The organism is Subdoligranulum sp. DSM 23681 (assembly GCF_057005535.1).
Map to the genome: position 1 here is coordinate 2,982,317 of NZ_CM168050.1, position 23,653 is coordinate 3,005,969.

The window sequence follows — 23,653 nt, forward strand, 5'->3', positions numbered from 1 at the left end:
TTCTTGTCATACGCTTTTAAGGCTTATATTTGTATATTTGAGACATCAACCTTACCAGACATTAACTTCGGTAGAAAAATATCTCTCAGTTCCGCAAGACGTTCACTCTCTAAACCATTGGCATACACCTTTGAAAAGATCGATTGGCAAAGATTATCAAACTTCTCGACCAAATCCTTAGGAGCAATATGAATCGGTTCTGTTTTAATAAAGCCGTTAATATCGAGGTTCTTTATTCCTGTTGTACCGTTTTCATAAGAGAAAAATACGCCCATATCATATAAATACTGCCAATAGTAATATACATACATGCTATAACCCGGTTTGGGTTTTATTGCCTTGCAGAAATTTGTGCAAACCATTCCTTTATCATAGCGATTGAGTAAAGCCGAGGAAATAGCAGCAACTCGTCCTGTCGATTGTGTAGGGCTGCCACCAGAAAATTCAACTACTATATCACCATCCACAAGATGTTTGGTTTCATAGTTTTTCGGTAGAATAAAACGAGTTGGCATTTTTCCCTTATTTCCTACTCGAACCTCAGGAATATCAGTTCCGCGGATACAGTAAACCATTTCTGTATTTTTACCGGCAGGTCTTTCTTTTCCCCAATCGCCACTAATTGTTTTTTCGATAAGATCTGAAAAAGTGCCAAGGTGCCAAGTGCTCACATCCAAATTTTCGATAAACCATGATTTGAAGATGGTTTGCGCTTGTTTTTGCAAATTCTCGTTTATCTTGTTGTTCAGCTCGATTTTGTCGTCCAGTGCGCCCAACAAAACCACAATTTTCTTTTGTTCACTTAAAGAAGGTAAATCAATTTCTAATTGCTCAATCATCCCTTTTGTCAAAGCGTTTCGTGTGGCGCCAGCAGATGCAAGTTGTAATAAGTGCCCTTTTCTCCATTGCAAATAGTAGAGCAAATAACGATTCAAAACACAATCTTTTTTCCCACGAACAAGCGCAACATGCTGATTGACTCTGGCAGGCAAAAAAGCGGAATCCATTATACAAGCTCTTGCCACGGAATCCCCAGTGATATTTAAAAGCACATCGCCATCAAAAACTTCTACATTATTAAGTTTTGCGGCTTGTTCATTGTTAATAAATGCAAGGCCCTCATGCGAAAATTTAAAATCAAGGACATTTTGACTTCTAATCAAGGAAATTCCTTTATCACAATATGCTTCTTTGCCGCCGCGAGGCGTTGCTCCGCTGCCAATCTTTGTGCATATGTCAGCCAGTTTACATATCATACCCAATTGCCCCCAGTCGCTCCTTGATTTGCGCCTCCAGCTCATGGGATTTCCGGAACAGCTCGGACAGCTCCTTGGTCAGACGGTCCATCTTTTCCTCGAAGGGTTCGCCGTCATCCTCCTGTTCCTCAATGCCCACATACCGGCCAGGGGTAAGGATATAGTCCTGCTTGGCAATCTCTTCGGTGGTAGCCACAGCACAGAAGCCTTTGACATCTTCCAGCGTGCCGTCCACGAAGGCATTATAGGTACCAGCCAGCTTTTGGATGTCCTCATCGGTCAGTTCCCGCAGTTTGCGGGTGACCATGGTGCCCAGCTTCCGGGCATCAATGAACAACGTCTTGCCTTTCTGCTTTTTGTTCCTGGCCAGGAACCACAGTGAAACGGGAATCTGAGTGGTGTAGAACAGCTGGGACGGCATGGCCACAATGCAGTCTACCAAATCCGCATTGATGATATTCTTGCGGATTTCGCCCTCGCCGCCGCTCTGGGAGGACAGGGAGCCGTTGGCCAGCACCATACCAATGCGGCCATTTGGGGCCAGGTGCCAAATCATGTGCTGCAGCCAGGCAAAGTTGGCGTTGCCTGCGGGCGGCGTACCGTACTGCCAGCGCACATCATCCAGCAGCTTTTCCTGCCCCCAGCCGGACAGGTTGAAGGGCGGATTGGCCATGATGAAGTCCGCTTTCAGCTGGGGGTGGCAATCGTTAAAGAAGGTATCGGCGTTGAACTTGCCCAGGTCGGCCTCGATGCCACGGATGGCCAGATTCATCTGGGCCATCTTCCAGGTGGTGGGGTTGGAGTCCTGGCCGAATACCGAAATCTTATTGATGTTTCCGCCGTGGTTCTCGATGAACTTGGCCGACTGCACAAACATACCACCGCTGCCGCAGCAGGGGTCGTATACGCGGCCGTTGTAGGGCTGCAAAATCTCCACCAGCGTGCGCACCACGCAGGACGGCGTATAGAATTCACCGGCCAGTTTGCCTTCCTGCTCGGCGAACTTGGACAGGCAGTATTCATATGTACGGCCCAGGATATCCTTGCTATCGCCATGCTCCACCATCTGGATATTGGTGAACAGGTCCACCACCTCCCCCAGGCGGCGCTTGTCCAGCTCCGGGCGAGCAAAGTTCTTAGGCAGAATGTCTTTCAGCCGTTTGTTTTCATTTTCAATGCTGCGCATGGCCTCGTCAATGACCGTTCCGATCTCCGGCGTATGGGCCGCAGCGGCAATGACACTCCAGCGGGCGTTCTCCGGCACAAAGAAGATGTTCTCGGCGGTGTATTCGTCTTTATCCTCTTCAAAGCCGTCGCCCTCGGCCACCAGTTCTTTATACTTGGCCTCGAAGCGGTCAGAAATGTATTTCAAGAAAATCAGGCCCAGTACAACGGATTTATACTCCGAAGCGTCGATGTTGCCGCGCAGCACGCAGGCGGCGTCCCAAATCTGCTTTTCAAAGCCAATGTTGCTGGTGTTTTTGTCTGCCATGTGTTCCTCCTGCAAGATAGATAGCAACCATAGAAACGGTATTACTCAATTCTTTTTCCGTCCGGGAACTCAATCACGATTTTAACGGAAGCTCCCAGAGCATTTCCGATTTTTTCCCAGTCTTCCATACTGAATTTTCCGGTATTGATTCGGTTGGAAAGCGTCTGAGGCGACCAACCGGCATTGCGTGCCAAATCCGCTTTGGACATGCCAGAATAGGCACAAGCCATATCAATCAGTTGTTTCACGGTCATAATCACATCACCTCCTACAATAAAGTTACGGTTCAAGGCGCGGCAGCCAGCCGCGTCTTTTTCCATCTCAAAGCCGAAGCTGTTAGAATGGGAGAGCAAATTGCCTGACATAGCTCACCTTGGGCCGACACGCCCGTAAATGAGTCCGTCAGCCGCCTCTCTCATTCGCAGCATTCGATTTGCGCAGGTTGTACCACCGATTTGCGGTGCGTTCGCGTCACCCAGGAGATTGAACAGGCGATGAGTAAACGGCGGAAAGCCATATCCAATCAGAAGGAGGAGCAAAATGAACGCAGTAGGGATCGACATTTCCAAAGGGAAAAGCACGGTGGCTGCCCTGCGGCCAATGGGTGAAGTGGCATTTCTGCCACAGGAATTTCTCCATACCGAAGTTGGTTTGGAGCAGATGGCTGGCGCCATCGTCGCATTGGGCGAAGATACCCGCGTCATCATGGAATCCACAGGCCGTTACCACGAACCGGTAGCGGCAGCACTACATGAGTACGGGATCTACGTCTGCGTCCTGAATCCGCTGCTCATCAAGCAGAGCGGCGGCGGCTCCATCCGCAAGGTCAAGACCGACAAGGCTGACGCTCTGAAGATTGCAAAGTATGGCCTTGACAACTGGGTGGATCTGCGGGAATATACTCCCATGGATACGATTAGACAACAACTGAAGCTGTGCAGCCGCCAATACAATCTCTACATGAAAACAGTGGTGTCGCTGCAAAACAATCTCATTTCGCTGACCGACAAGACCTTTCCCGGTGTAAACGAGCTTTTCTCCAGCCCAGAGCGTGCTGACGGCCACCAGAAATGGGTGGATTTTGTCATGACCTTCTGGCATTGCGATTGCATCTGCCGTGCCAGCGAAAAGGCGTTTACAGAACGTTACCAGAAGTGGTGCAAACGCAAGGGATACCATTTCAGTGCAGAGAAGGCGCTGGACATTTACGCCGGAAGCTGTGGCCATTTTACGACACTGCCGAAAAACGAGAACACAAAGCTGCTCATTGTCACGGCTGCTCAACAACTTCTGGCGGGAAAGACCACGCTGGCCACTCTGCGGGCGGAAATGACGCGGCTTGCATCCCAACTTCCAGAATACGAAACCGTGTGCGCCATGTACGGCGTTGGGAAAATAACTGCCGCGCAGCTTATGGCCGAAATTGGAGATGTGCGCCGTTTCCCGCGCCGCAGCTCCATCGTGGGCTTTGCAGGTGTTGATCCCGGCGTGGATGAATCCGGCAAGCACAGCGCAAAGAGCGTTCCCACCACAAAGCGAGGCTCACCACATTTGCGTAAAACACTCTACCAAATCATCTGCACATACCTGAAAAAGTCTCCAGCGGATGAGCCGGTGTACCAGTTCCTTGATAAGAAACGCGCAGAGGGCAAGCCCTACTTTGTCTACATGACTGCCGCTCAGAACAAGTTCCTGCGCATCTACTACGCCCGCGTGAAAGAATGCCTGGAGGCTTTTGATACAGAACCTGCTAAGCAATCGTAATCTTTAACAACCGAATTTCTTTCCGGCTGGCGAGATGCTTTCTCTCCGGTCTGGTTTGTTGTACCTTTTTTAGCCTCGCAAAATTTGCGGGACTTTTTTTATTTCATCTATTGACTTTTGTTTGCAGGACTCATTTTCATTATATATAGTATCGTTTATTGCGTCAACGATACTATATATTTTTTCACGAAATTATAAACAAAATCATTGACTTTGTAAACGAAATCGTGTATAATATAAAGCGTAGAAAGCACCACCTCAAAAATATTTTTTCCAAGGAGGCTATTTACCATGAAAAGTACCATTTCTAAACGTTTTCACTTCATCTATGAAGTGGATAATATCCCGGACCATCGGAGCCGTCGGTTTGGCTGTTGCCCTTGTCTGATGGCTGTAAGGGCGTTTGCTTCACTCCAACAAAAAAGCCGTATCTGAGCTGCAACTCAGACACGGCAAATGCAAAACCAACCACTCGCTAAAGCAATCCGTTCTGCTCTTTCATCATACCATGACGGCCTCACCAAAGCAAGCCGGCAAAGAGCAGTTCTCGAAACGTAGCCACATTACTTTATAAGGAGAACTAAGGAGAACTGACATGAAAAAGGAAATTTCGTTTGAAAAGAACTACCTCACCGTGGCCGACCTTAAAAGCTACCTGTGCATCAGCACCACTGCAGCGTATGAGCTCACTCATCGGAAAGACTTCCCGGTTTGCCGGTTGGGGTCATCCATCCGCATTCCCACGCAGCTGTTTCTGGCCTGGGTGGAAAAGCACACTCGCGTTCCGGCAGATTTGGCGCCTGTGCAAAAGGAGGTGACCCTGCATGTCGGGTAAACGAGGAAAAGGCGAAGGTTCCGTTCACAAGCTGCCCAGTGGGACCTGGCAGAGCCAGATTATGGATGGCTATACGGATGAAGGCAAGCGCCACATTGTCAGCTTCACAGCCCCCACACGGGCCGAAGCTCTAAGCAAACTTCGGGAGTATATGCTGAACAAGCAAACCCAAGCGGAAGAGGCTGTACCTGAAATCCCCCTGTTTGCAGATTACGCCCAGCAGTGGTACGAATCTTACCGTACACAGGTTGAAGAGTCCACTTATGCCAATTACCGTTACACTTTGAAGCTTCTGAACGGTGTCTTCGGACATTTGGCGCTGAACGAAGTTAAGGTCGTGCAGATAAATCAATTCATCAACGAATTGGCAGCCAAAGGATACTCTTCGTCTCAAATCAACAAGTGCCGGTCCATGATGATTCAAATTCTGGATGTGGCCGAAGCCGACGATCTGGTCGAAAAGAACTATGCCCGGCGAGCCTTCCGTACCACAAAGCAGCTAAGTAAGGAGACCAAAACCCACACCAAAGACGCATTTACGGTGGAGGAAACTGAGCGGCTTCTTTCAGATTTACCTGATGACCTGATGGGCAACAGCATCCGGCTGATGCTTATCTCTGGGGTGCGACTGCAAGAATTGCTTGCTTTGACACCTCGAGACATCGCAGAGGATGGCAGCTGGGTTCGGGTAAATAAGGCGGTCAAGATGGTTGATGGTATCCCCAAACTTGGAGATCCCAAAAGCTACACCAGTCGCCGGGTTGTACCCATTGCTCCCAAATATCGGGAGATTTCTCTCTGGCTGCGAGAAAACGGCGGTCAAGCTTTTCTTTGGTGCGCTCCTCGGCATGAAAGTTTACTCTACAGCACTGGAACAGTGCGACGTAAATACTACCGGCTGCTGGAAAAATACCCGGATGTGCGTCGTCTGTCACCCCACTGCTGCCGCCATACCTATGTGACGCTCTTGCAAAGTCAGGGTGTTCCCATGGAAACCATCGCCCGACTCACCGGCCACACTGATATCAAAACCACCGGAAACTATCTCCATATATCCGACAGCACGCTGGCAAACGCGGTGACTTCGTTGGAGAATCTGATTTAATAGAAAGAGGTGTCCCCCATGGAACAGGAATACAAAATCTCAATCAACATCACCCCGAAGGCCTTCGAAGGCCTTGCTCGACAGGGAATGCTTTGCCATCAAGGCATTTGTGAATTGTGCGATGACGCCCTTGCGGCCGCACTTCCAGGTGAAAAAGCCCGCGTTTGTGTGGCACTGGCGCCGGATGCCGACAAAAACTTTCTGCAGCTTGTCGTAGCTGATTGGGGCTCCGGGATGGAACTTTTCGCCCTTACCAACGCCTTACAGCTTGGGAGTTCTCCGCTGAGCAATAACCGTCTGAATGAGCATGGCTATGGCCTTAACAATGCACTGGCTTGCCTGTCCGGCGGCACCGGAGACTGGTGTATCTACACCCGTGATGCGCCCGGCCCTTACTTCCAGGTCCACGGTCCCTTTGACTTGGAAATGACGGTAAAAACAACTGACACTATTGACCTGCCGGAATCCTTGAACCTGCAGTGGTCCGAGCCCTCTACAGTCGTTTATGTTCGGGTACCGATGACCATCGCCCGCACATTGCAGCGGCAGGGCAACCGAAAGCTCAGCGATTTAGCTACCCTTCGGATGTGGCTTATCGAACATCTGGGGGTCGCCTATCGGGGATACCTTGAACTGGACCCAGTCACCCTGGAGCCCAGCGCCAAAATCGCGGTAACCGTTGGTCAAAGCAGTTTGCTTGTTCCACCTATTCCCGTCCCCATGATGCTAGCCCGAACAGAAAAACTGGAAGTTGAGCTGGGCGGGCAGATTGTGCCTTTGACTTACATCCACGGCATTCTGGATAAAACCAAACGTGAGCATCTGGTACAGGGGAACAAAACACGGTATTACTATCAGTGCAGCCAGCCTACGCAGGGTATCGATATCCGACTTGGCAAACGAGTCATTGCCACCGCTCAACTGGGAGAGGTATGGCATCGGGATGACGGAAGTCCCATTTGCCGTCATAACAGCTACAATGACTTTGTTGGTGAGTTGATTCTTCCGGACCTTCCACGGGGGATTCTGGCCACCCTCAGCAACAAGACCGGTATCGACCGCAATTCACCGGACTGGGCCGTGGTTTTTGAAACCTTGGCAGAGTTTCCTCCTCTGAAAAATTCTGTCACACTCGGGGAAGATGCCCTGAAAAAGAAGTGGATGAAAATTCTCAAAGCCGCCAACCCGGAGGATGAAGTAACCAGCGAAATTTCCGTCTGGCCTACCGGAACCCGCATAGATGTGGTGGACAAAGGCACCAACGGTAAATACGACATCTACGAGCTCAAAACGCGCAAGGCGGAGCCACAGGATTTATATCAATTGAAGATGTACTGGGACGGGCTGGTTTTAGAGGGGGTTCAGCCGACACGCGGGGTCCTACTGACACCGAAATATAGCGCTTCTATTCAGGAAATGCTTGAGTCGATGAACAAATTACCTACTCCCCATATGCCTGGTGGTTCTCCCAGCCAGCCTTATCATTTCCTGATAGCAACACATCAAGAAAAAGCCCTTTCGATGGAAGGAGGTGAAGCACAATGATTCTGGATTCTATCTATAATGGGACATTTCGCCCTGGTGAAATCGGAGCAATGGACCGTGAAGAGTATCGACAAGCCATGCGAGAGGTTGGTCTATTTCAGTCTCAGCTCAAGGAAAGCATAGATAAAGAGGATTGTCTGCTGCTGGAAGAACTGATTAAGAACATGCAATATGCCCAGGATGCTGCCTGTGCCAGCAGTTTTCAGTATGGATTTTCCGCCGGGATTTTACTGACACAGGAAGCACAGACGCTTGTCCGGTCGAAAGACGTACCCGAAGATTCTTAACACAAGCAGTATCATCACGAAACTCAAAAAACAACGAGCTATGCTTTTGCACTATAGCTCGTTGTTTTTTCTTTTGTATGCTTTAGCGAAATGAGAACCCCCAGCTCTGCTGGGGAGAGTAAAAAAGCTTTAGCTTCAAGCATCGAGCGAAGCGAGAAGGGAGCAGCAACTTTACCATTGTCAAGAAAGCTGATCTTGGATAGACAGCGCCCGTTTACGGGCTGTAGGGCAAGTGATGCAAGTGGCGGATTTTTCAGTGCCTCTTGAGAGGCTTGCCGGTACGATGCCCTTCTAGGGCTTACACAAGCCCCCGGCTTAGCCGGGGGTCTTGACTTTGTATGCTTTAGCGAAATGAGAACCCCCAGCTCTGCTGGGGAGAGTAAAAAAGCTTTAGCTTCAAGCATCGAGCGAAGCGAGAAGGGAGCAGCAACTTTACCATTGTCAAGAAAGCTGATCTTGGATAGACAGCGCCCGTTTACGGGCTGTAGGGCAAGTGATGCAAGTGGCGGATTTTTCAGTGCCTCTTGAGAGGCTTGCCGGTACGATGCCCTTCTAGGGCTTACACAAGCCCCCGGCTTAGCCGGGGGTCTTGACTTTCTCATATCATCAATTGCCTTAGTTGCAGAAAATCGAGAAGATGAGTTGCAAAAATCCGAGAAAACGAGTTGTAGAAAATCGAGAAGAGCAGTTACAGTGGTCAGCCGACGCAAAGTGATTACACTATAACTGTCGGAGAAAAAGCTCCGATATTTTAGCCAGAAAGGAGGATTTACAGTGTCGCACTCCAAACATGATGTGCCATTTATGGGAGGATTTCGCCGAGATTTTTTCGGTCACGAGAAAGGGAAAAATATTGCAGGCTATCAGCTTCTCGATCCTAAAACATCCTGCCCGTTCAAAAACGAAACTATTTTTGAAACTCTGCAACGCAACAAAGGGGCCTATCCCGCGTTAGTTCCGGTAATTGAAAATGAGATTCTTGAACTAGCCAGAAAAACAAAGGAACATCCCAATGCTGAATTCAAACTGCAATGTTCATCTGATACAGAAGAAAAAGTTCGAAAGAAGGCCGAAAGAGAACTGTTACCTCGCCTGAAAGGTATAGCCAAACTTCTGTTTCGTCCGCATTGGGAAACACTGATGGCCGCTGGCCGACCTACAGTTAACTTATTCGTGGAATACATGGGAGAGGATCTTTTCTCTAACGTGAAACTGAGCAATCGCGCCAACCTTTTTTCTGCCTTGCGTACGGTGATACTGCCTGTTATCGGCAAAAAACACTTATCCGAATTATTGGTATCAGAAGAAAAGCAAAAAATCAAAGATAAAATCAACAAGGTTCTCCGAGACAAGGCTGCGGGGGAAACTTTATGTGGTAATGCCAAACGTGCCCTCCGCTTATTGCTTCAATCAATAGCTGACAACGGATACGGTTGCTGCACTAGTGTAATAGAGTTGGCAGATTCCATTGCCCTGGTGAAACGCCAAAATCGTCAGTTGTTAGATAGTGTTCGTCTTGCATACCTTGACGACGAACAGCGTGTCAACCTGTTTTCGCTGCTTTCTGATAAGACTCATTTGCATGATTGCCTTATTGTGGCGTTGATTTATTCTGGGCTTGATCTGTGCGAAATATCTGCGCTACGATATGAGAATATTTCTCGGCTGGTTTTGGCAAAAGAGAATTGCTATATCGTTACAGTCGATAAAGTTACGGTGGGTCTTGATAAGGATGCGGCTAGTGCAAGTTACCTGAACAAAGATTTTGCCATTCAGCGCCTGCGCAAGGTAGTACTCTACCCATGGGCTGCATCTATTTTGATGCGGTATATCGAGCAACTGCTGAAGAAAAGGTTTTCAATTTTCCAGATTGAGAAAATGCACCTTTCCTACTCTATTGACCGGCAAAATGTTGTTGCTGCGGCTGAAATGAAAGCGATAATTTCGAAATTATTGCATGAAGCAGGAGTGCCTGATATTGAGGTGCCACGCACTAAAAATGGGAAAACCTCTATCCATAAGGACAAACCCGACTTCTCTCTGCTCCGCCGGGATGCAAAGTATATTGCCACCCGCTGTGGAGCCAATTTGCCGATGCTGCACGCAATGTTCGGGGAAGCCTGGAGCGAAATGGATGAAATGTCATATATAGATCTTCTCAGTGACGAATATGCTGTAGCACGCTATATGCGGTTGAAAAGATTTTCTCCCTATTGCGATACCAAACTGCTGCGTCGCGTGTTGAAAGTTCAAAACACAACTGAAACAACTCAACATTTTACAATTTCGGCAAATTATGCTCTGTCAATAAAATGGAAAAGGAGGGACAAATGCAATGATTAAAATAATAACTATAGGCGGGGTAAATTTTTTCGTAAGTTTTTGCTACCCAAGGGGACGCAAGGGTTCTTCACGCCCATGTCGGGCTCTGATTACCCCGCTTGATGAACAGATGAAGAAAATCACCAAGCGGCAACTATATGACAAATCCAGTGATGAACCGGTAAACCGGCCGGTATACGGTCAGACTCCGGAAAATATCGAGCAGTATCATATTTCCGCCGTTGCTGACGAACTGATTGTACAGATGCGGCAGAAGGGGTTACTCCAATCAGATACAGCGATGGAAAAAACTCCTGGCGTAGATTTAGCGGAACTTGCCATTCAGTTTAAAAAGGATTTTTTCGACTACTATGCGCGGAAAAGGCGTTGGGCAGAGAGCACACATTTAATGTACTGGTGTCAGTACGATAAGATGGTTGATGTATTACACGGTGTAGAACTGTCCACACTGACACCGGATATGGAACAAGCCTTACAGGAAACCATTTGTCGTACAGCATCGCAGACTTCTTCCCAAGAAGGTGCATGGTTCCCGGGCCAGGAACCGCCATCATCGGCGAAAAAACGCTTGGGTCTGTTTTATCTGTTGCTTCAGTACATCCGTTATATCGTAGGAGATGACGAAGTGTTGGCTCCTTCAAGGTACCAGGGGAAAGCTACACGGATTAGCCTCCTCCTCTTGCGCACCGATTGCGCCAGAAGTATTCCTGAGATGTTTATGCGCAAGTTGTGTGTGCAATCTGTGCTGGGCGGACAACTCAGCATTTTGGCAGACACTGGTTTGCGTATCCGTGAATATTGTGGCCTTTTATTCTGTTCGGTATGTGCCATAGATGGATCACAAGGAAGATTGTACTATATTCGTGTTAGCGGACAGCTGGATTTGAAAAATGTTCGGACCGAGTACCCTAAAACAGACCCGTCATATCGTGTCATCCCAATATCCAAAGAACTCGGCTTGATGCTTGAGCAAGAGCGAGAAAAAATAGAACAGCAATACGGCAATGTGGACGTGCTTTTGCGCTTGGGCAGGCCTGATGGTAATATTTATCGCGTTGATTCCCAAGCTCTGGCATCTAATGTGCATGAATTGTCGGAACAAGTTCCCGAGTTGCTACGACAACCGGCAATCGTAGATGCCTTGCGCAAAAATCGCGCCTATGAGTTTGATCTTTTACGGCAGAATAAGAAATTGGAATCAATGCTAACCTGTCACGCCTTGCGTCGAGGATTTTGTACCTGGCTATATGGTATGAGCGGTGTGGATACGAATGATATTTATCAGATAATGGGACACGCAAATAAAAATATACCGCATCGTTCAGGACCCCATGGTGCAACGCAAAGCGAACTGTATCGTATGTGTTTGCAAAAACATGTCAGTGATACGTTTTGCCATTCAGCCCAGCCGCTGAGGTATACATTAGACAAAAAACACCGACAGTCCGAAGTTCCAGCTTGTGTTATAGAGCTTACAGTTCCACCAGAAACGGCGTGGGAAGTGACGGTGGAAGACACAGAACCATCCACTCAAGTAGAATTTTCTGGCGAAGGAGTTTCCTGGACTCTAAAGTATCAGTATGACGTCAAACCCAATCCCACCAGGTACGCGCTGCTTGCCAAAAAAGAAGAATATACAATTATAGAGAAGCAGAGTTTCGTTACAGCTCTATTGACAGATAAATGCAAATAGGTTGAAATTTACCTATTTTGCAGTATACTGGAATCGAGGTGATTTCTATGACGCTTGATACCAAAGAGATGATTTCTGTAACAGAAGCTAACCAAAATTTTTCCCGGGCAACACGAATCGCGGACAAGTACGGTAAAGCAGTGATTCTGAAAGGAAACCATCCCAAATATCTGTTGTTGGATATTGAAACCGATTCCAGACTACTTTTGTCTGAAGATGAACTGATTGGTATTTCCGCGACCCGCATTTTCAAGAAACATCGTGCCGCTTTTGAGGAATTAGCAAAATGATTATATTGTCTACACAAAAAATACTCCAGCTCCATCACTTTCTCATACAGGAAACCGGAGGGCTGGACGGTTTACGCGACGCGGGATTACTCGACTCCGCCGTCCAAGGTCCGTTTGCCACTTTTGGTGGACAGGAACTCTACCCTCGTTTGGAGCAGAAAGCGGCAAAACTTGGATATACGCTTTCCAAGAATCATGCCTTTCTGGACGGGAATAAACGAATCGGTACTTATTCTATGCTGGTCTTTCTGGACGTAAATGGTGTCATAATGGAGTGTTCTAATGACGACCTGGTATCTTTGGGATTTGGTATTGCAGATGGGTCGTTGAACTACGAAGAAGTTCTTTCCTGGATACAGAAATACACGGTAGAGTATGCCGATAGCCGCTGAACGTCAATGCGACATTATAGACAGAATGAAAGGCTTGAATTTTCTGTTTTGACGAATGAATGGAGTCAACTATTCTGTATGAAGTATGGATTTTTGACAGAAGTTCCTCATGCTATCGGCCTTACACAGTAGGTAATTCATTATTCATTCATTACGAGATGAAAAAATCGGGCGAGATGTTCCGCCATACAAATAGAATGAGCGGGCGGTTTCGTGTTCCGAAACCGCCCGCAATCCCATAGCAACAAAGAAAAAAGCACCAACCTTTCGGTTGGTGCTTTTGGTGGAGATAAGCGGGATCGAACCGCTGACCTCTTGAATGCCATTCAAGCGCTCTCCCAGCTGAGCTATACCCCCAAGCTTTTGCGTTGCCGTCAGGCAACGGAGATTATTATAGCAAGGCGAACTCTGTTTGTCAACACTTTTCTCCAAAAAAATATTTTTCGGCGTATTTATAAAAGAATACCGTGCAGAACAATAATCGGACGAATTCGGACCGACATGACAAGCAAGTCGGATTGTGGTATACTGGAATGGAATTCTGGTACTGCAAAAAATGGAGAACGATTATGCAATTGGAACACGCACGAAAAAGGGTGAATGAACTGCGCACGATCATCGAGCGCAATAACCGTTTATACTATATGGACAATAACCCGGAGTTGGAAGATTTTGAATATGATGCTCTGACCCGGGAACTGAAGGCGTTGGAAGCGGAATACCCCGAACTTGTTACACCGGATTCTCCTACCCAACGTGTCAACGAAGGCGTGAGCAGCAAATTCAGTAAGGTGACCCATGCTGTCAAGATGGAAAGTTTGCAGGACGCATTCTCTTACGATGAACTGCGGGACTTTGACCAACGTGTCCGGGATTCGGGGCTTGAACCGGAATATGTGGTGGAAGCCAAAATTGACGGCCTTTCTGTTAGTCTGGAATATCAAAACGGACGTTTTGTCCGTGGGTCGACTCGTGGCGATGGGGTGGTAGGAGAGGACGTAACCGAAAATCTGGCCACAATCAAAGATATTCCGAAGATTTTGCCGGAAGCGCCCGAATTTTTGGAAGTGCGTGGGGAAGTATATATGCCGCACAAGGCTTTTTTTGCTTTGTGTGAACAGCAGGAGCTGGAAGAAAAAACACCTTTTAAGAATCCCCGGAACGCAGCAGCCGGATCTCTGCGCCAAAAGGACGCCCGTATCACGGCTTCCCGCGGACTTTCCATTTTTGTCTTCAATCTTCAGCAGGTGCGTGGGCGGGAATTTACTACCCATCACGAAACACTGGATTATATCAAGAGTCTTGGCTTTCCGGTGTCGCCGCGCTACAGTGTATACCATTCCATTGAGGAAGCCATCAGGGAGATTGAGACCATTGGACAAATGCGCGGCAATCTGGAATTTGATATCGACGGTGCAGTGATCAAGGTTAACAATTTGGCCGCGCGGGAATCCATGGGCAGTACCAACAAATTTCCCCGGTGGGCCATTGCCTTCAAATACCCGCCGGAGGTCAAACAGACGGTAGTACGGGACATTGAAGTGTCGGTGGGCCGAACGGGAGTCCTGACCCCTACGGCTGTATTTGATCCTGTGTTTTTGGCAGGAACCAGTGTATCCCGGGCCAGTCTGCACAATGAAGATATTATCCGCGCCATGGATGTTCGTATCGGTGATACTATTGAGGTGCGTAAGGCCGGAGATATTATTCCGGAAGTTATCGGTGTGGCAAAGCATGGGGAAAACACTGTATCGTACACCATGCCGGCTGTTTGTCCGTCTTGCGGGGAGCCAGTGGTACATCTGGAGGGAGAAACGGCTCTGCGCTGCGTGAATCCGGAATGTCCGGCCCAGAGCCTGCGCAATCTGATTCATTTTGCGTCCCGCAATGCTATGGCTATTGACGGCCTGGGGGAAGCAGTGGCCGAACAGCTGACGGATAAAGGTCTGGTCCACACGGTGGCGGATTTGTATTCGCTGCGCAAAGAGGATCTGCTTACCCTGGATAAATTCAAGGAAAAAAGCGCGACCAATCTGTTAACGGCCATTGAAAATTCCAAGGGCAACAACCTGGATAAATTGGTCTTTGGCCTTGGAATCCGCAATATCGGGGACAAGGCTGCAGCTCTTCTGGCAGAAAAGTTTGGAACTATGGAGGATCTGAGTCAGGCGACCAACGAGCAGATTGCAGAGATTGAAGGCATTGGTGCGGTAATGGCACAGAGTGTGACCGAATTCTTTGCAAAAAGTGGTACGATTGACTTGCTGCAACACCTGCGGGAAGCTGGTGTAAACATGACCTGGCATGGGCAGAAGAAAGGGTCGGCCTTGGCGGGAAAAACAATTGTGGTCACAGGGACACTGCCGACTCTGTCACGACAGGAAGCTGAAGCAATAATTGTGCAGAATGGCGGCAAGGCGAGTTCTTCCGTCTCCAAAAAGACTGCATATGTGTTGGCCGGTGAAGCCGCTGGATCTAAGCTGACAAAAGCCCAGACCTTGGGCGTTCCGGTAATTGATGAGGCGACCTTCCTGCAAATGCTTGCAGAATCGCAGACGGAATAAACAGAAAAAATACGGCGGATGCCTTCCGTTTTTGGAGGCGTCCGCCGTATTCCTGTTATGACGTAAAAATGGGATGTTTTGTGATTCGATAAAATAAAAGCACGCAGCAACATTCAGAAAAGAATACTGCTGCGCGCAAACGTTGGAGCTGGAAACGTGACTTGAACACGCGACCTGCTGATTACGAATCAGCTGCTCTACCAACTGAGCTATTCCAGCGAAACATGAATAGTATACCTTGTTTTTGCAGTTCGGTCAAGAGGCGTACATAAAAAATGCGCATTTTTCTTCACTCATGACGAAAAATGCGCAGGCAGAGCCGTGTTTTATTCGGCGGAAGATTCATTCCGCGTATCGGAAGTTTGAATGGTGGGGGCAGAGGGGGAACCTGTATCAGGTACGACAGGAATGAAACGCTTGGCAAAGCGATTTTTGCCGCGGCTGCGGACATAAAAATATCCGATGACCGAAAATACAGCCGCTCCCACAAAGTTGACAAAGAGATCCATCATGGTATCCAAAAGACCAATGTCCAGATACCCGCCCAGGCCCAGAGCTGTTTGGGTTCCATCTCCCTGTACTACAATCACATCCACAATGTCTTTTAGCCGTACGGGGGTATTGCCGCCGGTAGGGTCCAGCTTGACGGTGCCGATTTCATGAATGATAATATCTTTTTGCATGTCCAGGAAAAACAGCTGATCCATGGTGCATTCAAAAAATTCCCACAGGATGCCCACTGTCATGGAAAAGCAAAAAGCGACCACGGCCAGATACAGCGGAGAAAGCTGGAAAGTGATCCGCTTCTGACGATTCAAAAGGTCCAACAAGGAAAAACCAATAGCTGCACACAGAAATCCGTTCAGTGTGTGCAGAACTGTATCCCAATAAGGATGTTTTATATAATAAGCGCCAATCTCGCCCATGATCTCTGCGGCATAGATAAACAAGAGAATAATGATTTCTAATGTGTCCGGCAATTCGATGGACAGGCGCTTTTCCAGCATGGTCGGCAATGAAAACAGGAACAGGACCAGTACACACAGAAATACATTTTCAAAATTTTGATTGAAAAGCTGTGCCACCAACACCAAAATAACAGATACGCGCAGGAAAATATATACCAGCATCACGCCGCGTTTATGGTACCAGGCGTCTTGAAGCGTGCTCCGGAAACTTTGCTTTTTGGCTTTGTTGGGCATAGCAGACCTCTTTACATTTGTTAATCCAGGCTGAAATCTTTGGGGTCCAGGTGCGGAAGTTCCTGCCGGCGCGGTGTGCGCATGATCGGATCATACACGAATTTTCGGCAGGAGTAATAGGGAGATACAACACCGCGCTGCTTGCAAAGCACCATGCGGTTGTCCGCAGCGGGACTTCCATGCAGGCAATATGCGCATGCCGGTGCGATTTTACTGCCATAGATCGGCTTTTTGAACATAGGATGGCTCCTCCTGCCTGCAATTATTACCGATGAATAGAATTATTATAATTTTTTTGGCAGATTTTGTAAAGAACAGCGCAAAGAAACAAAAAGACGACAAAAGCAGCGTCGGGCGATACCCGATTGGTGGCAATAACCCGCGGCGCAAGACTGGAAAAGACTGGGAATTCGCCTGGGATCAGGCTCACGGCGATGCGCAGCAACACCAGCATAATGGGAATATGAAGAAGGCGGGAGCAAAATAAAAGCCCCAGATCAGCCGCACCGTGAAGAATGGCGTGAAGTTGTGTGAATACCGATACGCTTAAAAAGCTCAGACAGAAACAGATGCCCTGGCGTGCTGTCCAACCTCCTAGCGCTGCAAAATCGGCGCAGCCGGAACTGATTTCCAAAAAGGCGGAAACAAACGGTACCAGAACCGGAGCAACGGGAAAAGAACACAGAAGGATGGCATGCACAATTCGGAAAAAGATAACAGAACCGCACAGACAAAGACAGTTGTCAGCGGCGCTGGTAATGGCATCGGAAAGGGAAACTGAAGGGGTGGCTGACTGGGCAGACTGATAGGGGAGACGTGTGCGGGAATGCCGTTTGCTAATGATTGGCCACAACAGAAGGGCACACAAGAGGTTGGCAATCAGCTGTACTGTATACAGAAGGATTCCGGTACGAACAGAACCAAGCATTTGTCCGCCGATGCAGCCGATGACGAATCCGGGACCAGAACAGCATCCCAGCATGAAGAGCAGCTGTGCGTCACGATTAGAAAGCTTGCCTTGGGTGAGCAGGTCTCTCACAAGGCTGGCGCAGACGGCATATCCGCCAAGCCAGGATAAAAATAAGGCGGTCCAGAAACTGCCTTTTTGCCTGCTGGCGGAGGCAACCATACTGCAAGTGACGAAGAAGGGGAACAGGGCAGGCAGCAGGGTGTGAAGACATAGCGAAACGCCCTGGGCAAAACCTGATGCCGCGGCAGCAGGATTGCACAATAAAAGAATGGTCAGGCCAAGGAATGCAGCCAGGACGAAAAAGCGGGAGCGCCAAAAGAAACACATAACCGGAACTCCTTTGCTATATATTTGGGATAACGCTATGCGAACGCGGAAAGGGGCTCTGCCATGAAACGATATCGCCGCCCTCATCGGCGACCGGAAAAGCAGAATGCAGAACCTGGAAAATGGTTTTGTCCGCCTGCGCGGGACTTTTATCGGTTGCCGGACCTGGTTCTGCGCAGTGGATATGTTGCGACGGACGGCTGCCGCCGGGTCCTGGATTTCACGCCGGAAAAGATCTGTCTGGATCTGGGAGATACCATTGCTACATTGTATGGAAATGGACTGAAGATAGAATCATTCTCCGGCCGGCGACTGATCGGATCCGGCCTTGTTCGGAACATCGAATTCCGGCAGAAGTGGGAGGCGGAGCCTTGATGAAACGCAAAACTGCCATATGGGCAGATCAGATCATGTTTGAGGTGCGGGGAGAAGGCGCCAAAAACTTCTTGAGCAAAGCCGCCCGGACTGGTGTGCATCTTTCTCGCGTGTCCTGTACGGAAAAGGGATATACCGGGTATGCGGCGGGGGCTGACCTGCAGCGCCTGACCATGGCTGCGAAGGAAACAAAATCGGATTTGCACATCCGATACAGGCGCGGCCCGGGAAAATGGCTGGAACGATCTGCCGCTCGCCCGGGACTGATTGCGGGGGTGACGGTATTTTTTCTGCTTCGGTGGTATCTGAGCGGGTTTGTGTGGACCATTGATTTCGGAGAAATGGACATGGCACGACAGTCGGAGTTTCGGGAGGCCCTGGCAAAACAGGCAATATGGGAAGGCTGCCCTATGGAGGAAAACCGGCTGCGGGAAGCGGAAGAAGCCATCGAGCTGGAGATGCAGGGAGCAGGATGGGTAAGTTTGAATTTTACTTCAGGGTGTCTGTTTGTCGAAGAAAACGAAAGAGAAATACAGGAAATCCGACAGACAACAGACCCGCAGGCACTGTATGCCAAGGCCAGCGGACAGGTCCTTTCTATTGAACTGGAAGGCGGATTTGCGGAGGTCGTAGCGGGACAGTATGTGTCGGAAGGCCAGCTTTTGGCCAACGGACAGAAGGCCGACCGACAAGGGGAGGCGGTGATTCAGGGGGCTACGGGTACGATTCGCGGACGAATGCGGAAAACGTATATGGCGGAGCAGGCGCTGCATACAGAAAATCTGGTGCTGACAGGAGAATACTGCACAATGGAAAGCTGGCAGATTTTGGGACAGGTATGGGAAAAGAGCGAGGTCCCGTCCTGGCAGGAACCTGAATCTGTGACCGAGTGGCTCCCGCTGCGGATTGGCCGTCTTTCACTTCCAGGCAGTCTGCGCCGGGTCACCCTTTGGGAAAAGGAGGCACAGCCCATAGAGTATTCGGAAAAAACGGCTGAAGCTATGGCGGCGCGGTCTTGCAGACTGGATTTACTGCAAGAGTTCCCGGATGCAGAGCTGGAAACTGAGATACTGACCTTTGAAACGGATGGGCAAACGGTGCGTTGCAGTGCCGAATATGTGTTTTGTGCGGAAATGACGAAGGTGGGGCCGCTGGCACCGCTGGAAAAAACACAGGCCACATCCTGAACCGCCGCTGCCCACAAACTGGCAAAAAATTTGTATAACATTCATAGTTTCTTTTCAACGAAATTGTGATATAATGCAAAGTAGCATGATGTTACTCTGGAGGTAGTGTATTTGGCAGAACGATCAGTCGAACTGGACAGCATTGAGCTGGCTGCGGCAGTTTTTGGAAATTGTGACCAGAATCTTCGCATGTTGGAAAACGAGTTCAAGGTCACAGCCGTGTGCAGGGGCTCTTTGCTGAAATTCACCGGCGAGCAGGAGGGCGTCAACGCCGCAGTGCACGCCATTGAAGGTATGGTTACCCTGATGGAAAACCATACCCCGCTGGACGAACAGACGGTGCGTTATTGCATCAGTCTGGCACAGGCGGGAGAAGAAAAGCGTCTGCGGGAACTGACCGATGACTTTGTGGCGGTGACGGCCAAGGGACGGCCAATTCACCCCAAGACCCTGGGCCAGAAGGAATATCTGGCCGCTATCCGCAGCCATGCCATTACCTTTGGAGTGGGACCGGCTGGCACGGGTAAGACCTATCTGGCGGTAGCCATGGCGGTCAAGGCTTTCAAGGCCAAGGAAATCAGCCGCATTATTCTGACCCGTCCGGCGGTGGAAGCGGGGGAGAAGCTGGGCTTTTTGCCCGGTGACCTTCAAAACAAGGTCGATCCGTATCTTCGCCCGCTGTATGACGGGCTGTTCGATCTGTTGGGGGCCGAGACCTTCCAGCGGCTTGTGGAAAAGCAGGCAATCGAGGTGGCACCGCTTGCCTATATGCGCGGGCGCACTCTGGATGATGCTTTCATCATTCTGGATGAAGCACAGAATACCACTCCCGAACAGATGAAAATGTTTCTGACCCGCATGGGAACCAACAGCAAAGTGGTTGTGACAGGGGATATCACGCAGATCGACCTGCCGGATAAGGCCAGGAGTGGTCTGGTGGATGCCCTCAAAGTTCTGCGCGGCATCCAAGGCATTGCCCAGGTTCAGCTCACCGACAAGGACGTGGTGCGCCATCGTCTGGTGCAGCAGATCGTCAAGGCTTATGAAAAAGCAGCGGCTGCGTCTCGCCGCTGATAAAATAGTACGGGAATTTTTCTGCCGATAAAATGAAATTTACATAAGGAGGAACCTCTTATGGCAAACAAAGTGCTGATCAGCAACGAGCAAAACGCCGTCAAAGTTCCGTCTGGGCTGCGCATCCTGATTCGGCGCAGCTGCAACGCGGTATTGAACTATGAAAAGTTTGACGGCCCTGCCGAGATCAGTGTGACCTTTGTGGATAACGACCGTATCCATGAACTGAACAAGCAGTATCGCAACAAGGACAGCGCCACCGACGTGCTGAGCTTTCCCATGGGGGAGAATGGCGTGTATGACATTGATGAGGACAACGGCTGCAAGATCCTGGGCGATATCGTCATCTCCATGCAGCGTGCCATGGAACAGGCAGAGTTGTACGGACACTCTCTGCAGCGGGAAGTGGCTTATCTGACCGTTCACTCCATGCTCCATCTGCTGGGATACGATCATGAAACCAGTGGGCTGGAAGCTGTCCGTATGCGTGAAAAGGAAGAAGCCGTTCTTCTGCAGCTGGGACTGCCGCGCACCGTATCCTACACAAACGATGAGATTCTGTACGAATGAAGATAAAATCTGACCTTGCGCGCTTCGGCCGCGGCTTTGTGTACGCGCTGAACGGCATTCGCGCCGCTGTGCAGGAAGAACGCAACTTCCGTTTCCATCTGTGTGCGGCGGTATATGCCTATGCAGCGGCTTTTCTGGCGGGGCTGGATGCCATGGGATACGCATTGCTGGCACTTTGCGTGTTTTCGGTGATGGCCATGGAGCTGATGAACTCTGCCATTGAGCGGGCCGTGGACAAGCCGGATACCGAGCATTGGTGGAGTGCCGGTGCTGCCAAGGATATGGCGGCCGGTGCGGTATTGATTACTGCTGTCGGCGCAATTTTTGTCGGCGTTTGCCTATTTGCCAACGAAAAAGCGATCACTGCCATCTGGAACGGTGTGACCGCCAGTCCCCTGACAATCGTGTTGTGGCTTGCCTCTTTGGCAGCCGCCTATTTGTTCACCTTCCGCTATGGCAATACAAAAGAGAAAGGTACTTCCCAAAATGCCCAAAAATCCAAACAAGCATGAGCAACCCCAGACCAGCAGCGTCTTTGTGGCACTGGTCGGTCGTCCGAATGTGGGTAAATCCAGCCTGACCAATACGTTGGTGGGGGAAAAGGTTGCCATTGTTACCAAAAAGCCGCAAACGACCCGCAGCCGGATCACGGGCGTGATCACAAAAGGCCCGGTGCAATATGTTCTGATGGATACGCCGGGGATTCATACACCGCGCAACAAGCTGGATGCCCGCATGACCCAGACGGCTGCCGCCAGTGTCAAGGATGTGGATGTGACCCTGATGCTGTTTGAGCCTTCGGGAGAACTGACCGAAGCCGAGACCACTATGATCGAAGCGCTTCGCAAATCCGGGCCGGCTATTGCGGTCATCAACAAGGTGGACCTGCTGCATGGCTTTGCAGAACTGGAAGCACGCAAGCAGCAGATTGAGGCCTTGGGTGTTTTCGATACAGTGCGGACTATCTCCGCCAAAGACGGCACCGGCTGTGAAGAACTGTTGGAGGTCCTGCGGCAGTATGCCACGCCGGAACCGCATTATTTTGATGATGATGCTTTCACCGATATGCCGGAAAAGGAGCTGGTGGCGGAACTGATCCGGGAAAAGCTCCTGCTGTTCATGCGGGACGAAGTGCCCCACGGTGTGGCAGTCACGGTGGAAAGCTTCAAAGAGCGCCCGGACAAGGACCTCATTGATATTTCGGTGGAGATCTGCTGCGAGCGCAAGAGCCATAAAGGCATGATCATCGGCAAGGGCGGTCAGATGCTGAAAAAAGTGGCCAGTGCCGCCCGGACCGACTGTGAGGAGCTTCTTGGAACCCACATCAATCTGCAATGCTGGGTGAAGGTCCGGGAAGGCTGGCGGGATAGCGAGCGCCTCTTGGATGACCTTGGCTTCGCAAAGCCCTGACAGATTTTTCCAGGATTCTGTTGACCCGGTTGGACAACTTTTCCGCAGATACGTCTGTACAATGGATGGTACATTCTATCTACGGGAAGAGGGGCCGGTATATGCAGCAGGATCAGTCGGATTATGGCATCCACGAGTGGGCTCTGTTTGCCCAAACGGGCAGTATTTATGATTATTTGAGCTACAAGACCCGGCAGACTCGCAAGCCGGAGGGGAAAGGGGAATCTGATGCAGATCGCGACGACCGGGCTGGTGCTCCGCCAGGTCAAGGTGGGCGAGGCGGATCAGATCCTGACCCTGCTGACGCCTGATCGTGGAATTGTTTCGGCTTCGGCCAAGGGAAGTCTGCGGCTGAAGAACAAACTTTTCAGTTCCTGCGGGCTGTTCTGCTATTCGGAGTTTACCCTGACCATCGGGCGCAGCAGCAATTTTGTGGACAACGCTGCGGTGAAAAAAGTGTTTCACGGACTGGGACGTACGGTGGAGGGAATGTCTCTGGCGGTCTATCTGGCTGAAGCGGCCACAGTTCTGGCTCCGGAACCACCCGAGGCCGCTCAGCTGCTGCGCCTGACACTGAACACTTTGTATATGATCAGCGAAGGCAAACGTCCGCTGCGGCAGCTCAAGGCTATTTATGAGATGCGCGCTATGTGTCTGGCAGGATATATGCCGCATATTTTGGCCTGCGATACCTGCGGCCGGTATGATGGCATGGATTTTTACCTGGATACGGCAGGGGGGAGCCTGCTATGCGCCGATTGTGCTGCCAAGGCTGGCCGGTCCCCCAACCTGGACCCGGGTGCACTGTATGCGCTGCGCCATATTTGTCTGGCAGATGATGGAAAGCTGTTCAACTTTACATTGACCGACGCAAGTACCAGACGGCTGGACGCCGTATGTGAAAGGTATCTTCTGGCCAACCTGGATCACGGACTGAAGAGCCTAGATTTTTTGAAAACCGTATTGGAATGA

General features: G+C 49.8%; 24 protein-coding genes and 2 tRNA genes. 18 read left to right on the forward strand and 8 right to left on the reverse strand.

All coding sequences use genetic code 11. From position 1 onward, the window contains the following. Positions 1-23 precede the first annotated feature (23 nt). The 3 genes from AC127K_RS13770 to AC127K_RS13780 are packed head-to-tail and all read right to left on the reverse strand — an operon-like array spanning position 24 to position 3,002. Positions 24-1,256 (reverse strand): restriction endonuclease subunit S, encoded by a 1,233-nt coding sequence (locus tag AC127K_RS13770; protein ID WP_483721002.1) that lies wholly within the window; start codon positions 1,254-1,256, stop codon positions 24-26. Continuing rightward, a complete protein-coding gene (locus tag AC127K_RS13775; protein ID WP_483721003.1) occupies positions 1,246-2,748 on the reverse strand; it encodes a class I SAM-dependent DNA methyltransferase in 1,503 nt (500 codons plus the stop codon). The genes AC127K_RS13770 and AC127K_RS13775 overlap by 11 nt, the downstream gene beginning before the upstream one ends. 41 nt (positions 2,749-2,789) lie before the next feature. Further along, a complete protein-coding gene (locus AC127K_RS13780) occupies positions 2,790-3,002 on the reverse strand; it encodes a helix-turn-helix domain-containing protein (RefSeq protein ID WP_483721004.1) in 213 nt (70 codons plus the stop codon). A 286-nt stretch (positions 3,003-3,288) separates the two neighbouring features. Between AC127K_RS13780 and AC127K_RS13785 the strand changes: the two genes are divergently transcribed. The 10 genes from AC127K_RS13785 (at position 3,289) to AC127K_RS13830 (ending at position 13,002) form a co-directional block, all read left to right on the forward strand. Next, positions 3,289-4,512, forward strand: coding sequence for an IS110 family RNA-guided transposase (locus AC127K_RS13785; RefSeq protein WP_087185407.1), 1,224 nt, complete (start codon positions 3,289-3,291; stop codon positions 4,510-4,512). Between the two features lie 291 nt (positions 4,513-4,803). After that, the gene (locus AC127K_RS13790; RefSeq protein WP_483721005.1) at positions 4,804-4,947 is read left to right on the forward strand and encodes a hypothetical protein; all 144 of its coding nucleotides are present in this window, start codon (positions 4,804-4,806) and stop codon (positions 4,945-4,947) included. A 160-nt stretch (positions 4,948-5,107) separates the two neighbouring features. After that, entirely contained in the window at positions 5,108-5,347 is a 240-nt protein-coding gene (locus tag AC127K_RS13795) for a helix-turn-helix domain-containing protein (protein WP_483721006.1), read from the forward strand. Next, the gene (locus AC127K_RS13800) at positions 5,337-6,452 is read left to right on the forward strand and encodes a tyrosine-type recombinase/integrase (protein WP_483721007.1); all 1,116 of its coding nucleotides are present in this window, start codon (positions 5,337-5,339) and stop codon (positions 6,450-6,452) included. Before AC127K_RS13795 ends, AC127K_RS13800 begins: the two co-directional genes overlap by 11 nt. Positions 6,453-6,470: 18 nt before the next feature. Further along, positions 6,471-7,997, forward strand: a complete 1,527-nt coding sequence (locus AC127K_RS13805; protein WP_483721008.1) for an endonuclease NucS domain-containing protein — start codon at positions 6,471-6,473, stop codon at positions 7,995-7,997. Next, positions 7,994-8,284 (forward strand): DUF6809 family protein, encoded by a 291-nt coding sequence (locus tag AC127K_RS13810; RefSeq protein WP_483721009.1) that lies wholly within the window; start codon positions 7,994-7,996, stop codon positions 8,282-8,284. The genes AC127K_RS13805 and AC127K_RS13810 overlap by 4 nt, the downstream gene beginning before the upstream one ends. Before the next feature lie 774 nt (positions 8,285-9,058). Continuing rightward, positions 9,059-10,627 carry a hypothetical protein gene (locus AC127K_RS13815; RefSeq protein WP_483721010.1) on the forward strand — a complete coding sequence of 523 codons (1,569 nt, stop codon included), beginning with the start codon at positions 9,059-9,061 and terminating at the stop codon, positions 10,625-10,627. After that, positions 10,620-12,320, forward strand: a complete 1,701-nt coding sequence (locus AC127K_RS13820; protein WP_483721011.1) for a hypothetical protein — start codon at positions 10,620-10,622, stop codon at positions 12,318-12,320. The genes AC127K_RS13815 and AC127K_RS13820 overlap by 8 nt, the downstream gene beginning before the upstream one ends. A gap of 47 nt (positions 12,321-12,367) precedes the next feature. After that, entirely contained in the window at positions 12,368-12,610 is a 243-nt protein-coding gene (locus AC127K_RS13825; protein WP_483721012.1) for a type II toxin-antitoxin system Phd/YefM family antitoxin, read from the forward strand. Then, a complete protein-coding gene (locus tag AC127K_RS13830; RefSeq protein WP_483721013.1) occupies positions 12,607-13,002 on the forward strand; it encodes a type II toxin-antitoxin system death-on-curing family toxin in 396 nt (131 codons plus the stop codon). The genes AC127K_RS13825 and AC127K_RS13830 overlap by 4 nt, the downstream gene beginning before the upstream one ends. Positions 13,003-13,283: 281 nt before the next feature. Here AC127K_RS13830 and AC127K_RS13835 read toward each other — a convergent pair. Next, positions 13,284-13,359, reverse strand: a tRNA-Ala gene (locus AC127K_RS13835). Between the two features lie 212 nt (positions 13,360-13,571). Here AC127K_RS13835 and ligA point away from each other — a divergent pair. Then, positions 13,572-15,566 (forward strand): NAD-dependent DNA ligase LigA, encoded by a 1,995-nt coding sequence (ligA, locus tag AC127K_RS13840; RefSeq protein ID WP_483721014.1) that lies wholly within the window; start codon positions 13,572-13,574, stop codon positions 15,564-15,566. A gap of 143 nt (positions 15,567-15,709) precedes the next feature. Here ligA and AC127K_RS13845 read toward each other — a convergent pair. The 4 genes from AC127K_RS13845 to AC127K_RS13860 form a co-directional block, all read right to left on the reverse strand. Then, positions 15,710-15,785: transfer RNA gene (locus AC127K_RS13845), tRNA-Thr, on the reverse strand. Positions 15,786-15,892: 107 nt separating this feature from the next. Beyond that, positions 15,893-16,768, reverse strand: a complete 876-nt coding sequence (locus tag AC127K_RS13850) for a DUF2238 domain-containing protein (protein ID WP_483721015.1) — start codon at positions 16,766-16,768, stop codon at positions 15,893-15,895. A gap of 20 nt (positions 16,769-16,788) precedes the next feature. Next, entirely contained in the window at positions 16,789-17,007 is a 219-nt protein-coding gene (locus AC127K_RS13855; protein ID WP_294540815.1) for a hypothetical protein, read from the reverse strand. 26 nt (positions 17,008-17,033) lie between these two features. Next, positions 17,034-18,065, reverse strand: coding sequence for a hypothetical protein (locus AC127K_RS13860; protein ID WP_483721016.1), 1,032 nt, complete (start codon positions 18,063-18,065; stop codon positions 17,034-17,036). Positions 18,066-18,128: 63 nt separating this feature from the next. Here AC127K_RS13860 and AC127K_RS13865 point away from each other — a divergent pair, with 63 nt between their 5' ends. From AC127K_RS13865 to recO, 7 genes are all read left to right on the forward strand, one after another. Next, complete coding sequence (locus tag AC127K_RS13865; RefSeq protein ID WP_294540812.1) at positions 18,129-18,440, forward strand: YabP/YqfC family sporulation protein; 312 nt, start codon at positions 18,129-18,131, stop codon at positions 18,438-18,440. 35 nt (positions 18,441-18,475) lie between these two features. Then, on the forward strand, positions 18,476-19,627 hold the full coding sequence (locus AC127K_RS13870; RefSeq protein WP_483721017.1) for a sporulation protein YqfD: 1,152 nt from the start codon (positions 18,476-18,478) through the stop codon (positions 19,625-19,627). A 111-nt stretch (positions 19,628-19,738) separates the two neighbouring features. Beyond that, the gene (locus AC127K_RS13875) at positions 19,739-20,701 is read left to right on the forward strand and encodes a PhoH family protein (protein WP_294540810.1); all 963 of its coding nucleotides are present in this window, start codon (positions 19,739-19,741) and stop codon (positions 20,699-20,701) included. 60 nt (positions 20,702-20,761) lie between these two features. After that, the gene (ybeY, locus tag AC127K_RS13880) at positions 20,762-21,271 is read left to right on the forward strand and encodes an rRNA maturation RNase YbeY (protein WP_294540808.1); all 510 of its coding nucleotides are present in this window, start codon (positions 20,762-20,764) and stop codon (positions 21,269-21,271) included. Beyond that, on the forward strand, positions 21,268-21,783 hold the full coding sequence (locus AC127K_RS13885) for a diacylglycerol kinase family protein (RefSeq protein ID WP_294540806.1): 516 nt from the start codon (positions 21,268-21,270) through the stop codon (positions 21,781-21,783). The genes ybeY and AC127K_RS13885 overlap by 4 nt, the downstream gene beginning before the upstream one ends. Beyond that, on the forward strand, positions 21,758-22,681 hold the full coding sequence (gene era / locus AC127K_RS13890; RefSeq protein WP_483721018.1) for a GTPase Era: 924 nt from the start codon (positions 21,758-21,760) through the stop codon (positions 22,679-22,681). Before AC127K_RS13885 ends, era begins: the two co-directional genes overlap by 26 nt. A 228-nt stretch (positions 22,682-22,909) precedes the next feature. After that, positions 22,910-23,653 carry a DNA repair protein RecO gene (gene recO / locus AC127K_RS13895; protein WP_483721019.1) on the forward strand — a complete coding sequence of 248 codons (744 nt, stop codon included), beginning with the start codon at positions 22,910-22,912 and terminating at the stop codon, positions 23,651-23,653.

Excerpts from the sequence above, each read along its gene's own strand:
- AC127K_RS13770 (WP_483721002.1), bottom strand. The coding sequence starts at position 1,256 with ATGATATGTAAACTGGCTGACATATGCACAAAGATTGGCAGCGGAGCA.
- AC127K_RS13775 (WP_483721003.1), bottom strand. The coding sequence starts at position 2,748 with ATGGCAGACAAAAACACCAGCAACATTGGCTTTGAAAAGCAGATTTGG.
- AC127K_RS13780 (WP_483721004.1), bottom strand. The coding sequence starts at position 3,002 with ATGACCGTGAAACAACTGATTGATATGGCTTGTGCCTATTCTGGCATG.
- AC127K_RS13785 (WP_087185407.1), top strand. The coding sequence starts at position 3,289 with ATGAACGCAGTAGGGATCGACATTTCCAAAGGGAAAAGCACGGTGGCT.
- AC127K_RS13790 (WP_483721005.1), top strand. The coding sequence starts at position 4,804 with ATGAAAAGTACCATTTCTAAACGTTTTCACTTCATCTATGAAGTGGAT.
- AC127K_RS13795 (WP_483721006.1), top strand. The coding sequence starts at position 5,108 with ATGAAAAAGGAAATTTCGTTTGAAAAGAACTACCTCACCGTGGCCGAC.
- AC127K_RS13800 (WP_483721007.1), top strand. The coding sequence starts at position 5,337 with ATGTCGGGTAAACGAGGAAAAGGCGAAGGTTCCGTTCACAAGCTGCCC.
- AC127K_RS13805 (WP_483721008.1), top strand. The coding sequence starts at position 6,471 with ATGGAACAGGAATACAAAATCTCAATCAACATCACCCCGAAGGCCTTC.
- AC127K_RS13810 (WP_483721009.1), top strand. The coding sequence starts at position 7,994 with ATGATTCTGGATTCTATCTATAATGGGACATTTCGCCCTGGTGAAATC.
- AC127K_RS13820 (WP_483721011.1), top strand. The coding sequence starts at position 10,620 with ATGATTAAAATAATAACTATAGGCGGGGTAAATTTTTTCGTAAGTTTT.
- AC127K_RS13825 (WP_483721012.1), top strand. The coding sequence starts at position 12,368 with ATGACGCTTGATACCAAAGAGATGATTTCTGTAACAGAAGCTAACCAA.
- AC127K_RS13830 (WP_483721013.1), top strand. The coding sequence starts at position 12,607 with ATGATTATATTGTCTACACAAAAAATACTCCAGCTCCATCACTTTCTC.
- ligA (WP_483721014.1), top strand. The coding sequence starts at position 13,572 with ATGCAATTGGAACACGCACGAAAAAGGGTGAATGAACTGCGCACGATC.
- AC127K_RS13850 (WP_483721015.1), bottom strand. The coding sequence starts at position 16,768 with ATGCCCAACAAAGCCAAAAAGCAAAGTTTCCGGAGCACGCTTCAAGAC.
- AC127K_RS13855 (WP_294540815.1), bottom strand. The coding sequence starts at position 17,007 with ATGTTCAAAAAGCCGATCTATGGCAGTAAAATCGCACCGGCATGCGCA.
- AC127K_RS13860 (WP_483721016.1), bottom strand. The coding sequence starts at position 18,065 with ATGTGTTTCTTTTGGCGCTCCCGCTTTTTCGTCCTGGCTGCATTCCTT.
- AC127K_RS13865 (WP_294540812.1), top strand. The coding sequence starts at position 18,129 with ATGAAACGATATCGCCGCCCTCATCGGCGACCGGAAAAGCAGAATGCA.
- AC127K_RS13870 (WP_483721017.1), top strand. The coding sequence starts at position 18,476 with ATGTTTGAGGTGCGGGGAGAAGGCGCCAAAAACTTCTTGAGCAAAGCC.
- ybeY (WP_294540808.1), top strand. The coding sequence starts at position 20,762 with ATGGCAAACAAAGTGCTGATCAGCAACGAGCAAAACGCCGTCAAAGTT.
- AC127K_RS13885 (WP_294540806.1), top strand. The coding sequence starts at position 21,268 with ATGAAGATAAAATCTGACCTTGCGCGCTTCGGCCGCGGCTTTGTGTAC.
- era (WP_483721018.1), top strand. The coding sequence starts at position 21,758 with ATGCCCAAAAATCCAAACAAGCATGAGCAACCCCAGACCAGCAGCGTC.
- recO (WP_483721019.1), top strand. The coding sequence starts at position 22,910 with ATGCAGATCGCGACGACCGGGCTGGTGCTCCGCCAGGTCAAGGTGGGC.